The organism is Clostridium budayi (assembly GCF_055396605.1).
This window is the reverse complement of the sequence record NZ_AP042456.1, coordinates 1,687,583-1,703,001: the sequence shown is the minus strand read 5'-3', so window position 1 is coordinate 1,703,001 and position 15,419 is coordinate 1,687,583. Positions and strand designations below refer to the sequence as shown.

At 28.0% G+C, this 15,419-nt stretch carries 14 protein-coding genes; all 14 read left to right on the top strand.

The genetic code is table 11. The annotated features are described in order from the left end of the window. Window positions 1–6 precede the first annotated feature (6 nt). Window positions 7–1,233, top strand: a complete 1,227-nt coding sequence (locus ACZ5TJ_RS08075) for a peptidase U32 family protein (RefSeq protein WP_464198618.1) — start codon at window positions 7–9, stop codon at window positions 1,231–1,233. Then, a complete protein-coding gene (gene udk, locus ACZ5TJ_RS08070; protein WP_039315676.1) occupies window positions 1,233–1,850 on the top strand; it encodes a uridine kinase in 618 nt (205 codons plus the stop codon). The genes ACZ5TJ_RS08075 and udk overlap by 1 nt, the downstream gene beginning before the upstream one ends. 173 nt (window positions 1,851–2,023) lie before the next feature. Then, complete coding sequence (locus ACZ5TJ_RS08065; protein ID WP_464198614.1) at window positions 2,024–3,613, top strand: penicillin-binding transpeptidase domain-containing protein; 1,590 nt, start codon at window positions 2,024–2,026, stop codon at window positions 3,611–3,613. A gap of 195 nt (window positions 3,614–3,808) precedes the next feature. Further along, window positions 3,809–4,468, top strand: a complete 660-nt coding sequence (gene sigK / locus ACZ5TJ_RS08060; protein ID WP_464202299.1) for an RNA polymerase sporulation sigma factor SigK — start codon at window positions 3,809–3,811, stop codon at window positions 4,466–4,468. A gap of 97 nt (window positions 4,469–4,565) precedes the next feature. After that, window positions 4,566–5,621: a type IV pilus twitching motility protein PilT gene (locus ACZ5TJ_RS08055; protein ID WP_464198612.1), complete on the top strand. Its 1,056-nt coding sequence runs from the start codon at window positions 4,566–4,568 to the stop codon at window positions 5,619–5,621. Between the two features lie 188 nt (window positions 5,622–5,809). Next, entirely contained in the window at window positions 5,810–7,093 is a 1,284-nt protein-coding gene (locus ACZ5TJ_RS08050; RefSeq protein ID WP_464198610.1) for a cell division FtsA domain-containing protein, read from the top strand. Window positions 7,094–7,106: 13 nt separating this feature from the next. Beyond that, window positions 7,107–8,261, top strand: coding sequence for a cell division protein FtsZ (gene ftsZ / locus ACZ5TJ_RS08045; RefSeq protein WP_464198608.1), 1,155 nt, complete (start codon window positions 7,107–7,109; stop codon window positions 8,259–8,261). 203 nt (window positions 8,262–8,464) lie between these two features. Then, window positions 8,465–11,041, top strand: coding sequence for an SH3 domain-containing protein (locus ACZ5TJ_RS08040; RefSeq protein WP_464198606.1), 2,577 nt, complete (start codon window positions 8,465–8,467; stop codon window positions 11,039–11,041). Window positions 11,042–11,267: 226 nt separating this feature from the next. Then, window positions 11,268–12,080 (top strand): sigma-E processing peptidase SpoIIGA, encoded by an 813-nt coding sequence (locus ACZ5TJ_RS08035; RefSeq protein ID WP_464198604.1) that lies wholly within the window; start codon window positions 11,268–11,270, stop codon window positions 12,078–12,080. A gap of 10 nt (window positions 12,081–12,090) precedes the next feature. Further along, window positions 12,091–12,798, top strand: coding sequence for an RNA polymerase sporulation sigma factor SigE (sigE, locus tag ACZ5TJ_RS08030; protein ID WP_464198602.1), 708 nt, complete (start codon window positions 12,091–12,093; stop codon window positions 12,796–12,798). A gap of 80 nt (window positions 12,799–12,878) precedes the next feature. Beyond that, window positions 12,879–13,652, top strand: a complete 774-nt coding sequence (sigG, locus tag ACZ5TJ_RS08025; RefSeq protein WP_464198600.1) for an RNA polymerase sporulation sigma factor SigG — start codon at window positions 12,879–12,881, stop codon at window positions 13,650–13,652. A 66-nt stretch (window positions 13,653–13,718) separates the two neighbouring features. Beyond that, window positions 13,719–13,997 carry a YlmC/YmxH family sporulation protein gene (locus ACZ5TJ_RS08020; protein WP_464198598.1) on the top strand — a complete coding sequence of 93 codons (279 nt, stop codon included), beginning with the start codon at window positions 13,719–13,721 and terminating at the stop codon, window positions 13,995–13,997. Between the two features lie 79 nt (window positions 13,998–14,076). Next, window positions 14,077–14,526 (top strand): transcriptional regulator NrdR, encoded by a 450-nt coding sequence (gene nrdR / locus ACZ5TJ_RS08015; RefSeq protein WP_045726377.1) that lies wholly within the window; start codon window positions 14,077–14,079, stop codon window positions 14,524–14,526. 150 nt (window positions 14,527–14,676) lie between these two features. Continuing rightward, window positions 14,677–15,411 (top strand): peptidoglycan editing factor PgeF, encoded by a 735-nt coding sequence (pgeF, locus tag ACZ5TJ_RS08010; RefSeq protein ID WP_464198595.1) that lies wholly within the window; start codon window positions 14,677–14,679, stop codon window positions 15,409–15,411. Window positions 15,412–15,419: the final 8 nt, after the last annotated feature.

The window sequence follows — 15,419 nt, the reverse complement described above, 5'->3', positions numbered from 1 at the left end:
AAAAATATGAAAAAACCAGAAATACTTGCACCAGCAGGGAATTTGGAAAAATTAAAGACAGCTATAGATTATGGTGCTGATGCAGTTTATCTAGGCGGAAGTAAGCTTAACTTAAGAGCTTTTGCAGATAATTTTACAAATGAACAAATAAGAGAAGGGGTTGAATATGCTCATTCTCGTGGAAGAAAAGTTTATGTAACAATGAATGTATTCCCACATAATACTGACTTAGATGGTATGGAAGAATATATTAGAGACTTAGCTGATACTGGAATAGATGCTATAATAGTTTCAGATCCATCTATAATAGTTACAGCAAAAGAAGTTGCTCCAGATTTAGAGATACATTTAAGTACACAAGCTAATAATGTAAACTGGAAAGCTGCAAAGTTCTGGTACAATCAAGGAGTTCAAAGAATAGTACTTGCAAGAGAACTTTCATTAGAAGAAATAAAGACTATAAGAGCTAACCTACCAGAAGACTGTGATTTAGAAGCTTTTGTACACGGTTCAATGTGTATGAGTTATTCAGGAAGATGCCTCCTTTCTAACTATATGACAGGAAGAGATTCAAATAGAGGTGCCTGTGCTCAACCATGTAGATATAAATATTATCTAATGGAAGAAAAAAGACCTGGAGAATACTTCCCAGTAGTTGAAGATGAAAAAGGAACATACATAATGAATTCAAAAGACTTATGTATGATAAACCATATACCAGAAGTTATTGAAGCTGGTGTTCATTCACTTAAAATCGAAGGAAGAATGAAGAGTAGTTACTATGTTGCAGCTATTGTTAAAGCTTATAGACAAGCGGTTGATGCTTATTTAGCTGACAAAGAAAATTATGAATTTAAAGAAGAGTGGATGGATATCCTAATGCAAGTTAGTCATAGACAATACTCAACTGGATTCTACTTTGGAGAAGATAATAAGCAGATATATGAAAATTCTTCATATATAAGAAATGCTGATATAGTTGGTGTTGTTAAAGCTTATGATGAAGATACTAAAATAGCAACCATAGAACAAAGAAATAAAGTTTTAGAAGGGGATACAGTTCAAGTACTTAGCCCTGTTGGAGAAGTTTATACTGTAACTTTAAATGAATTAAAAGATCAAAATGGTGAAAAAATAGAATCAGCACCAAGAGCTCAAATGATTTTTGAAGCTAAGCTTGAAAAAGCGGTAAAAGTAAATGATATGCTTATAAAGAGCAAGGAGGAAAACTAATGAAAAAACCTATACTTATTGGAATAACTGGGGGAACTGGCTCAGGAAAGAGTACTATTGCAGATGAGATATTTAATAGTTTTAATGAAGATTGTATTGCAATGATACAACAAGATGCATACTATAAAGATCAAAAACATCTTACAATGGAAGAAAGAGTTAAAACTAACTATGATCATCCAAGAGCATTTGATAATGATTTATTAATAGAACACCTTAAAGCTTTAATGAATGGCGAAAGTATAGAAAAACCAATATACGATTTCACAGTTCATACAAGAGCAGATGAAACAACAACTGTTAACCCAAGAGACATTATAATAGTAGAGGGAATACTTATTTTAGAAGATCCAAGAATAAGAGAATTATTAGATATAAAAGTATATGTAGACACTGATGCTGATATAAGAATATTAAGAAGAATGGTAAGAGACATAGATGAAAGAGGAAGAACTGTTGAATCAGTTATAGAACAATATCTTTCAGTTGTTAGACCAATGCACATGCAATTTACAGAACCAACAAAAAGATATGCAGACATAATTGTTCCAGAAGGTGGAAGAAATAAAGTTGCAATAGATATATTAGTTTCAAAAATAAAAGATATATTAAAATAATAAAAAGCACCTATTTTAGGTGCTTTTTTATTGCTTTAAATTAAAGTTAAGAAGGATATTCTTTATTTCTACCTATTAAAATATATAGAAAATATAGTTAAATAATTAGAAAAATATGTATATTAAAATTTTTATTAGTCAACAATTAGCTAATGGGAGGTGTTTTCTTTTTTATGATGAAGATTGATAAGAAAAGAATTAATGCATTAAGAGTAGTATTAGTTTCTATATTTTGTGCATTATCAATTAGACTATATTTTCTGCAAGTATATCCAACAGAAAGAGTTGAAGCTCAATATAAAAATCACCAGACAGAAAGTATAAGTGATAATAAATATATGATTTTAGATACAAATGGTAAGGATTTAATGGAATATAAAAAGAAATACATCTTAGTAATAGATACTAAACCTTTTAAGCTAAATAACTATGAAGAGACATTAGAAGACCTTATGGCATTAAATTTTATTATGAAAGGTGAAGATGAAGACTTTAATTATACAGATGTAATAAAAAATCAAGGAAAGCTTTATTATAATATATCTGAAGAGACATATAACAAAGTTAAAAAACTTAATAATATAAAAGGTATTTATACATTTTCAAGTGACAAAACTGACAGAAAAGAAGCGTGGTCAGTAAATGGAATGTTTTCTAGTATAGATGATAAAAATCTTGTTAAAGGATCATTACAAGAAGAAATTTATAACAATATTAAAGATAATGAGATTCCTAAGAAAAACTTTTATTTAGATGATAAAGCAGTATATTCTTTTGAAGAACTTGATGTAAATAAAAATAATAAAAATATTAAACTGACGGTGGATAAAGAAATAGAAAATAAAATAAGAAAAGTATTATCTAAAGAAGAATATTTAAATTATAATAACGTTGGAGTTACTATAATGGAGAGTAATACAGGGAAAATAAGAGCGATGGTACAAAAAGATGAAAGTACTGCTAATATTAATTTGGGGATAGAAGGATTAGGCTATGAGCCAGGATCTATTTATAAGCTTATAACATATGGAGCAGCATTAGAAAAGGCATGTACAACTGAATACAATACAGTTACATGTACAGGTAAGATGTGCGAAAGGGGAAGTCATGGAACTATTACAGTAAGAGATGGTCTTGTAAAGTCTTGTAATGAAGTATTTGGAGTTATAGGATCAAAAGTTGGGTATAATGATCTTATGGAATATTCAGAGAAAATGGGACTTTTTAAAAGAGTTTTAAATATGCAAGGTGAAGGAAGAAATGAAACAGAAGGTGTTAAGCCTACAGAAGATCAATCAATGTCCTTAATATCAATAGGGCAGTCAATGAATACATCACCAATTCAAATGCTTGGTGCAGTTAATACTTTTGTAAACAATGGAGTATATGTAAAGCCATATATATTAGAAGAAGTACAAAATAGTGAAGATCAAACTATTAAAACTTATAGTACAACTAAAGAAAAAATATTTACAGAAACAACGAGTAAAATAGTTAAAAATGGAATGAGAGAAGTAGTTTTAAATGGTACTGGTCAAAGTGCTAATGTAAATGGTGTAGAAATTGGTGGTAAAACAGGTTCTGCAACAACTAGCAATAAAACTACTCATGGATGGTTTGTTGGATATTTTAAAATAAAAAATAAAGAGTATACTATGATAGTATTTGTTCCAGATTTAGTTTCTAAAAAGAATGAGAGTCTAGGTGGCGGCAACACAGCAACTCCAATATTTAAAGATATAGTATTAGAACTTAATAAATAATATAGAAAAACTCCATATTTTTATGGAGTTTTTCGTTTTACAGAACAAAAAATATGAGCGAATTTAAAATAAAATGTATATTTTTTATAAGATAAAGCAAGTTTTTGCTACTTAATACATATTATAATAGTAAGCACTATAAGGAGGAAGAAAGTGTTAGTAGTAGCTAATTTTATAAATTTGTTGTGTAATACTATGTTTTTTACTGGATATGTCTCAAATAATAACACTTTCCCTGCACCTCTTGATGAAAATGAAGAGGAAATGTATTTAAGGAAACTTAAGGAGGGGGATAAAGCAGCAAAAGGGATATTAATTGAAAGAAATTTACGATTAGTCGCACACATAGTTAAAAAGTATTCTTTCCCAAATAAGGATGTAGATGAATTAATATCTATAGGTACAGTAGGCCTTATAAAGGCAATAGATTCTTTTGATGTGGATAAGGGGACAAGACTTGCCACATATGCCTCACGCTGTATAGAAAACGAAATACTTATGCTATTTAGAAATAATAAAAAGCAAAAGGGTGAAGTATACCTTCAAGATCCAATAGGAGTAGACAAAGAAGGAAATGAAATATGCCTAATTGATGTACTTAGTAATGAAAAGGATTCTGTATTAGAAAAGGTTGAAAGTAATCTTGAAGTTAGGGCGTTATATAAAAAGATGGAAGAGATATTAAGTAAAAGAGAAAGAGATATAATTGTTATGAGATATGGATTACAAGATGGGAAAAGCAAAACCCAAAGAGAGATAGCAGCAAAACTAGATATATCAAGGTCGTATGTATCTAGGATAGAAAAAAAAGCATTAAAAAAATTACAAAAAGTACTATATGGAAGAAAAAATTAAAATTTAATCTAAATTCCTTTATAAAATAGAGGAATTTAGATTTTTTTATAGAAATTATACAAATGATGGGAAGAAAATTAATTGTGGAGGTCTAACAATGTATACATTAAAAGAATTATTAGGAAAGACAACAGAACTAGGTGCTTCGGATTTACATCTTACAGTTGGTATACCACCGACAGTAAGATTAAATGGTAAGTTAACTCCTCTTGCGGAAGTAAGTTTAACTCAAGAGTGTATAGAAGGATATGCAAAAGAAATATTAGGAAATAAATTTGATACATACACTGAAGTTGGTGAAGCTGATACTTCATATTCATTACCAGGAACAGGTAGATTCAGAGTTAATGTATTTAAACAAAGGAATAGTGACGCAATAGCATTAAGAGCTATTAGTTTAAAAATACCAACACTAGAACAACTTAAACATCCAAATGTAGTTAAAGATCTTGTAGACAAACAAAGGGGACTTGTACTAGTTACAGGACCTACTGGAAGTGGTAAAAGTACAACTCTTGCAGCTATGATAAATGAAATAAATTCAACAAGAAGTGAACATATTATAACACTAGAAGATCCTATAGAATATTTACACAAGCATAAAAAATGTATTATAAACCAAAGAGAGATAGGAAAAGATAGTAAAAGTTATCAAAATGCATTAAGAGCAATACTAAGAGAAGACCCTGATGTAATACTTGTAGGGGAGATGAGAGACCTTGAAACTATAGCTATAGCTATAACAGCAGCAGAAACAGGTCACTTAGTTTTCTCAACTCTTCATACAATTGGTGCTGCTAAAACTATAGATAGAATTATTGACGTTTTCCCACCGCATCAGCAGCAACAAATAAGAATCCAGCTTGCAGCAGTGCTTCAAGGGATAATTTCACAGCAACTTGTTCCAACAGTTGATGGGAAAGGTAGGGTTGCCGCATTAGAAACTATGACAATTACACCAGGTATACAAAATCAAATAAGAGAAGGTAAGACTCATCAAATAGAATCTGCAATACAAACAGGAAGTAAGTATGGAATGAAAACTATGGATATGTCATTAGTTGATTTGGTTAGAAATGGAAGTATATCTAAAGAAACTGCATTAACTTATTCAGTTGATAAAGAAATGATTAAAAGAATGTTAATGATGTAATAAGTATAGTTCTAATTACTAAAGATGGTAATTAGAACTATTTTTGTATAAAAGAATAATAAAAATAAAGAATTTATTAAGAAGGTCATATTAGTCAAAATAAAGAAGGAATTTTAAAAGGAATGTTGAATATATAATGTGTTGAATATATAATATTTAATAATAGAGACAGGAGGTAAAATGAAAAAATGCAAGAATTTTTAATTACAGCAGTAGATATAGGAACTAGAAAAATTTCAGCTTCATGTGGAATATCTTCTAAAGATAAAGAAGTTGAAATACTCGGAAGTTCTTGTGTTAGTTCAAATGGAGTTGAAAAAGGTGAATTAGTAGATTTATATAAATGTAGAGAACAATTTATCAAAGTGCTTAATGATCTAGAAGAAAGCGTAGGTAAAGAGATAAATGATATATATATAGGAATACCTTCATCACATATAAGAGTTATAGAACGAAGCTTTGAAGATAACATATATGGAGAAATAACCAATAGGGATTTAAATGAAGCTTTTGAAAATTTAAAGAAAAGTATATATTTAAATAATGATGAGGAAATTTGCGATATTTTAGTAAACTATTACAAGGTAGACGAGAAAATTAGTGAAGAATCTGTAATAGGATGGCAAGGAGAAAAGTTAGAAGTAAATGCTACAGTTATAGTTTGTAAAAGAGAGATACTTAATAAATATAGAGGTTTATGCAAAGGAACAAACTATAATATTAAAGGTTTTGTAGTTAACATAATGTCTCTTAGAAAAATATTTTTATTTAATGATAGATTAGATTATAAAGTTATATTAGAATGCGGTGCAGGAATAACAGAAATAGGTATTTTTAAAGATGGTATTTTTAAAGATGGATACAGTATACCACTTGGTGGAGACAATATAACAAGTGATTTATCTATATGTGCAGGACTTTCATATGATGAAGCAGAAATTTTGAAATATAATTATAGTCATAAGTATAAAAGTGAAAGTGAAGATTTAAAAGATAAAGAAATTAAAATTGGAGAAAAAAATATACATAAAGAGCTATTTTATAAAGTATGTGAGGCAAGAATTGAAGAAATTCTTAATTATGTAAATAATGAGTTAAAAAATACTAGTAATATTAATGATATATGTAGTATAATTTTATGTAGTGATTCTTTAACTAATTTTGAAAACATAAGCGAAATTGTACAAAATATCATACATAATAATGTGCGTATAATTACAAAAAATGAGTTTGGTATGCAAAATTTTTCAAATATTACCTCATTAGCTATTGTTAAAGAGGTCCATGATAGGTTAGAATTAGTATATGAGGATTTTACAAAAGAAGTTAAAGGTGATACTTTAGTACTTGAAAAATCAGGTGATATAAATAGAGACCCAAAAAAAACGCTAAACTTAAAAGATAAGAAAAAGAAAAAAAGAAATGAGAGCATTAAGGGAAAATTAAGAAGTTTGCTAGAGGATATTTTCTAAAGGAGGAATTGTTTTGTTAGATTTTGAAGTAGATATGCAAGAATTAACTAATATAAAGGTAATAGGTTGTGGTGGCGGAGGAAGTAACGCTGTTAATAGAATGATAGTTGAAGGTTTAAAAAATGTTGAATTTATAGCAATCAATACAGATAAACAAGCACTTATGTTATCACATGCAAATCAAAAAATCCAAATTGGAGAAAAGCTTACTAAAGGATTAGGAGCGGGTGCTAATCCAGAAATAGGACAAAAGGCTGCAGAAGAAAGTAGAGAAGAAATAACAGCTTCAATTAAGGGAGCGAACATGGTGTTCATCACTGCCGGAATGGGTGGTGGAACAGGAACAGGTGCTGCACCAGTAGTTGCAGAAATTGCAAAATCTTTAGATATACTTACAGTAGGTGTTGTTACTAAACCTTTCCCATTTGAAGGAAAGAGAAGAATGAGACATGCTGAAATGGGTATAGAAAGATTAAAAGAAAAAGTTGATACATTAGTAATAATTCCAAATGAAAGATTACTATTAATGGCTGATAAAAAGACAACTTTACTTGATTCATTCAAATTAGCAGATGATGTATTAAGACAAGGTGTTCAAGCTATATCTGACCTTATAACTATTCCAGGGGTTGTTAATGCCGACTTTGCTGATATAAAAGCAGTAATGTTAGATAAAGGATTAGCTCATATGGGAGTTGGACATGGTAAAGGAGATAATAGAGCTGCAGATGCTGTACATGAAGCAATAGCATCTCCATTACTTGAAACTTCAATAGAAGGAGCTACAGGTGTTATCCTTAACTTCACAGGTGGCGCAGATCTTGGAGCATTAGAAGTTTATGAAGCAGCAGATGTTGTAAGAGAAGCAGCAGATCCAGATGCTAATATAATCTTTGGGGCTGTAATAGATGAAACTTTACAAGATGAAATTAGAATTACAGTTATAGCTACAGGTTTTGAAGAAGAAGGATTAGTTTCATCTGAAACTAAAGAAGCTAATAAAATTGAAGTGAAAACTCAAATAAAACAAAAAGTTGAAGAAGTTAATGAATCTCCTAAGGAAGAAGTTGCTGCAACTGAAGTAGAAGTTAAAGAAGAAGTTCCAGCATTTACTGAAGAAGATTTATCAATACCAACATTTTTAAGAAGACCTAGAAGATCAAATTAAAAAAATAAAGCAATTAAAAAGTCTCTTTACAAAGATTTATATTCTGTAAAGAGACTTTCTTTATGCAAAAATATATGAAAATTTAAGATAATATCAATAATTTCCAAGAAAAGGATTGTTAAATATTTTATTAATATGGGTTTTGTGGTAAAATTAAAATGAAAAATAATATTTAAAATAGTATTATGTTTGGAGAGGGTAAAATGAATAAGAAAAAGATAGCATCAATGCTACTACTAGTAACAGCAACGGCAAGTTCAGTTGTACTAGATACCACTTATGCAAATGCAACTGATAATAAAAATATAAGCGTTCTTAAAGCTAGAAATGGTGGACATGAAAAAGGGAAAGTTATTAATGTTACAACTAACTTAAGAATAAGAAAATATAAGAGTACTAACAGTGAAGTTATTGGATATTTAATGGAAGGCCAAACATTTGACATAATAGCAAAAGAAGGGTCTTGGTATAAAATTAATAATAATGGGAAAATAGGATATGTATTTAAAGAATATGTACAAGTTATCGAAGAAAACAACAATGCAAGATCAGCACAAACAGGAGTAGTCGTTAACATAACTTCAAACTTAAGAGTAAGAAGTGGTGCATCAACAAATTCGTCAACACTTGGATACTTAAGAAATGGGGACAAGCTAAATATAGTATCAAAGTCAGGTGCATGGTATAAAATAAAATATAAAAATGGATATGGTTATGTTCATGGAGATTATGTAAAAATAACAAACACAAATAATAATAGTAATAATGCAAATAATAATACAAATAATAATACAAATAATAATACAAATAATAATACAAATAATAATTCATCAGCATCAAAGAATCAAACAGGAGTAGTTGTTAATATAACTTCAAACTTAAGAGTAAGAAGTGGTGCATCAACAAGTTCATCAACACTTGGATACTTAAGAAAGGGGGACAAGCTAAACATAGTATCAAAGTCAGGTGCATGGTATAAAATAAAATATAAAAATGGATATGGTTATGTTCATGGAGATTATGTAAAAATAACAAACACAAATAATAATAGTAATAATACAAATAATAATAATACAAATAATAATTCATCAACATCAAAGAATCAAACAGGAGTAGTTGTTAATATAACTTCAAACTTAAGAGTAAGAAGTGGTGCATCAACAAACTCATCAACACTTGGATACTTAAGAAATGGGGACAAGTTAAATATAGTATCAAAGTCAGGTGCATGGTATAAAATAAAATATAAAAATGGATATGGCTATGTTCATGGAGATTATGTAAAAATAACAAGCACAAATAATAATAGCAATAATAATACAAATAATAATAGCAATAATAATACAAATAATAATACAAATAATAATACAAGTAATAAAGTTGAAGGAACTGGTAAAGTAATAAATATTACTAGCAATTTAAGAGTAAGAAAAGGTCCTGGAACTAATCATGGCGTCGTTGGATATTTATTAAATGGAGATACTTTTGAAGTTTTAGGAAAAGAAGGTTCATGGTATAAAATAAAAAAAGGAAATTTAAATGGATACATAAGTCAGGATTATGTTAAATTTTATCCTAAATTAGAAAGTAAACCAGAAACTAAGCCAGATACAAAACCTGAGACTAAGCCAGATACAAAACCCGAAACAAAACCAGAAACTAATCCTGAAATATCAAAAAAATATGGAAGAGTAGAAGTATCAAGCGAACTTAGAATAAGGGAAAAAGCTGATATTAATTCTAAGATTATTGGGAACTTAAGAAATAGAGAAATAGTTGAGATATTAGGACAAGAAAATAATTTCTATAAAATTAAAAGTGGTAATATAATTGGATACTCTTCAAAAGATTATATTAAAGAAATTTCAAAAGAAGAAGCAGAAAATGAAAATAAACTACCAAGTGATGCAAATGTTTCTTATACTAATTATAATATGTCAATGGATTCATATATAAAGGCTCAAGTAGATGCTTTAAATGGAAGATACGATTATAATTATCTTGAAAAATATATAAATCCAGACAAAGCAACTAATCAAATGCAATTCTTAAGGTTAGATAAATTTAGAAATATTAGTGTAAGTGGATTAAATTCATATTTAAGCAAGAAAGATGCTGGAGTATTAAAAGGTCAAGCACAAAGTTTTGTAAATGCAGCAAAAAGTTATAATATAGATCCATTATATTTTGTTGCACAATCAATCCATGAAACTGGATATGGTAAAAGTAGATTAGCATCAGGGGTTAAAATAACAGAAATTGCAAATCCAAATAAAGAGATAAGAAACAAAGATGGAGAGTTAATCGGTTATGAAATGATTAAGCTAAGTAAGCCAGTTACAGTATATAATTTATTTGGAATAGGTGCTTATGATAATTTACCTACATTTAAAAACAGAGCTTTAATACTTGGAACAACTTACGCATATAATAAAGGATGGACAAGTGTAGATAAAGCTATATCAGGAGCGGCAAAATTTGTATCTGATAATTATGTTAATAGTTCTAAATTTAATCAGAATACTTTATATAAGATGAGATTTAATCAAATTCAAAGTAATATGTGGCACCAATATGCAACGACACCATGGTATGCTGAAAATATAGGAATGCAAATGGAAGAAATGAAAGAATTATATGTACCTGGGACTTCATTCTCATATGAAAAACCAAAATTTAATTCAGTTAAAAAAGTAATTCCAAGAAGTTTTATAGCTATACCAGGAGGAGAAGAAAAAGTATCACAAAATAATTCACACGTTTCTATAGATGATATGTAATTATAAATATTTAAAGACTCATATAAGAGATTATATGAGTCTTTTTTTCATAAAATTATAAGAAAACAAATTAAATTTATTAATATATCTTATTAAAAGACAGTTTAAAAATTAAAATAAAGCATACTGTAAGTTAATGTAAAAAAAATAAGTTAAAAAATTAAAACTTTGATATTTAATATGACAAAATTTTAAGAAGGTAAGTTATATAATTTATCTAGGAGGTATGAGTAAAGTGGAAATATATGTTGATGTTTTAATTTTAGAAAATTGTATTGTAAATTTATTTTTACTTACAGTAACTTTTAAAATTTTAAGAGAATCGTATTCTTTTAAAAAAGCAATTATATCAGCACTTATAGGAGGAATATATGTTTTGACTATGCTATTTAAATGGAGTGAGTTTTTATCGAATAATATATTTCAAGTATTAGTTGCAATTATACTAGTTTACATTCCTATTAAAAATAAAAAGATAAGCAATGTATTAAAGACTTCAGCTACCTTCATTTTATGTTCATGTATATTAAGTGGAATATGCTTTAAAATTGCATATGAAACAAATCCGTATTCAATAAAGAAAGGTATTTTAATAGATAATTTTAAACTTAAATATTTAATTCTATGTATAATAATAATTTTTATTACAGTTGATAGAATCACAACTTATATAAGAGAAAAGAATATTATAAATAATTTCTTTTATGATATAGAGATAAACTTTGAAAATAATATTATAAATGTTAAAGGATTCTTAGACTCTGGAAATGAACTTAGAGAGCCAGTTACAAATTTACCGTGCATATTAATTGAAGAGAATTATTTAAGTTCTATTAATATTTATAAATTAAATCCATTTTCTATACCATATAGTGCTATTGGATATAACGGTAGCTTAAAAGGTATTAGAGTAAACAATATAAAACTTAAAAAAGAAGGTAAAATTTTTAAAGAGATTAATGCAATAATTTGTCCATGCAAAGATACTTTAAGTCGGGATAATGAATTTAATGCACTATTATCAAGAGGGGTAATGTAAGGAGGGTATTATGTTAAAAATACAGGTATTATTAAATAGTATATTAGAAAAACTAGGATTGTTTAGAAAGAAACTTCATTATGTAGGAGGAAGTGATACACTTCCACCACCACTTGCAAAAGATGAAGAAGAAGCTTTAGTAAATAAATTAAGAAATGGTGATGAAAAAGTAAGAAGTACTTTAATAGAAAGAAATTTAAGGTTAGTTGTATATATAGCAAGAAAGTTTGAAAATACAGGAGTTTATGTAGAGGATTTAATATCTGTTGGAACAATAGGTCTTATAAAAGCTGTAAATACATTTAATCCTGAAAAGCAAATAAAACTTGCAACTTATGCGTCAAGATGTATAGAAAATGAAATTTTAATGTATTTAAGAAGAAATAATAAAATAAAAGCAGAAATATCATTTTATGAACCACTTAATATAGATTGGGATGGGAATGAACTCCTTTTATCAGATATATTAGGAACTGAAAATGATACTGTGTACAATTTAATCGAAGATGAAGTTGATAAGCAACTTTTATGTATAGCACTTAAAAATTTAAATGATAGGGAAAAAGAAATTGTTGAGTTAAGATTTGGACTAAATGGATGTAATGAAAAGACTCAAAAAGAAGTAGCTGACATACTTGGCATATCACAATCTTATATTTCAAGACTTGAGAAAAAAATAATAAATAGATTAAAAAAAGAAATAAGCAAAATGGTTTAGGTTGTCTGTAGTATAAAAGTGTAGCCTTGAGGAAATACTGTTTATTAGAAATGATATTACTTCCGAAGGAGCTGAGAACTTTGATCATAAATAAGGTTGAAATATGCGGAGTAAATACTGCGAAACTTCCTATACTTAAAGAAAAGGAAAAGAGAGAATTACTAATTAAGATGCAAAATGGCGACAACAGCGCAAGAGAATCATTTATAAAAGGAAATTTAAGATTAGTTTTAAGTGTAATACAAAGATTTAATAATAGGGGAGAAAATGTTGATGACTTATTCCAAGTTGGATGTATAGGGCTTATGAAGGCTATAGACAACTTTGATTTATCACAAAATGTTAAATTCTCAACTTATGCTGTACCTATGATTATAGGTGAAATAAGAAGGTATTTAAGAGATAACAATTCAATAAGAGTTAGTAGATCATTAAGAGATATTGCGTATAAAGCATTACTTGTGAGGGATAAACTTGTTAAAGAAAATAATAAAGAACCAAATATATCACAAATTGCAAAAGAACTTAATATACCAAGAGAAGATGTTGTTTTTGCATTAGATGCAATACAAGATCCTGTATCATTATTTGAACCAATTTATCACGATGGTGGAGATGCAATTTATGTAATGGATCAAATAAGCGATTCTAAAAATACTGATGAAAATTGGCTTGAAAATATATGTATTAATGAAGCTATGAAAAAATTAAGTGATAGAGAGAAATTAATATTAAATCTTAGATTTTTCAGAGGTAGAACACAAATGGAAGTTGCAGATGAGATAGGAATATCTCAAGCTCAAGTTTCAAGACTTGAAAAAACTGCACTTAAACATATGAGAAAGTATGTATAAAGGAAAGGAACTCAATTTTGAGTTCTTTTCCTTAAAATATATAAATATTAAAAGGGGGAAGGAAATATGGAAGAAAACTTACACTCAATAAATTCCATGAGAAATATGGATGTAGTAGATATAAAGACAGGTAAGAAGCTTGGTTATATAAGTGATATTAAGTTAGATTGTGAAGAGGACAAGGTGCTAGCGTTAATAGTTCCAGGAGAAAGTAAGGGATGGTTTGGAAAAACAGAAGATATAGAGATACCTTGGGAAGATGTTGAAAAAATTGGTATAGATGTTATACTAGTTTCAGCAGAAAACATAAATATATGTAGTGAAGATAAGAATATTTATAGATAATAGTAGTCAGAAATGAGAAAAATATGTATAATAACCTTATAAGACAAGTGAATAATGTACAGAAAGGTGGGAGATATCTATGAAATGCCCATTTTGCTCATTTGAGGAAAGCAAAGTAGTTGACTCAAGATCAACAGATGATAATACTACAATTAGAAGAAGAAGAGAATGCTTAAATTGCAATAAAAGGTATACTACTTATGAAAAAGTAGAAGATATTCCAATTTTAGTTATAAAAAAAGATTCAACTAGAGAGAACTTTAATAAAGAAAAGATAATAAATGGCCTTATTATCGCATGTCAAAAAAGACCTATATCAAGAAAGCAGATTGAAGGAATTGCAGAAGATATAGAAAAAACAATATCAAATAAAATGATGACAGAAGTTCAATCTAATTATATAGGTGAAATGGTCATGGAAAGGCTTAAAGAAATAGATGAAGTTTCCTATGTAAGATTTGCGTCAGTATATAGGCAATTTAAAGATATAAACACTTTCATGGAAGAAATAAATAGATTAATGAGATAAGATAAAGTATTTTAAGGCAAAATAAAGCCTTAAAATACTTTTTTTGTATATATAAAACTTAAGTTAAACTTAGGTAAAAAAATTATAGTTTAATAGATAAAACGTATTCTAAATGTTAAAATAGTATTAAATAAGGATGGAGGGAATTAAATGAACGTAATAATAAAGGAAAGCTTAAATTCAAAAAAAGATTTTTTAGTTTTAGATAATGATAAATCAAAAGTTATTTTTTCAACTGCATTAGATAATAGAAGCTTTAATAGAAATACTGATGATGGAAAGGAAGCATTAAATAGTATAATAGACGATTTTAATGTGAAAAAAGTCTTATATTTAAATCAAGTTCATTCAGATAAAGTATATGCTTACAAAAATGAAGATAATTTCATAGAAAATGATGGAGATGGAATAATTACGAATGAAAGAAATGTAGCAATTGGAGTTTTTACTGCCGATTGTGTTCCGGTTATTATAGTTAATGAAGTTAATGGGGTGATTGGAGCCGTACATAGTGGCTGGAAAGGAACATTTAATACAATCACTAAAATTGCTTTAGATAAAATGAAAAAAGAATATGGAGTAGATCATAAATATACAAAAATATATATTGGAGCTCATATAAGAAAATGCTGTTATGAAGTATCAGAAGATCTTAAAACTAAGTTTTTAGAAAAGATGAATATAAAAGAAGACATTTTATTTACTGGTAGGAATTTAAATTTAGAAGCATGTATAGAAAAAAATGCTATAGATTCAGGGGTTCTAGGTGAAAACATATTTACTTTAAATGAATGTACATATTGTAGCACTAATATCAAATTACATTCATATAGAAAATCAGAAGGATCATATGGAAGATTATTTTCATTTGCCATACTTAAATAGGGGAGGAA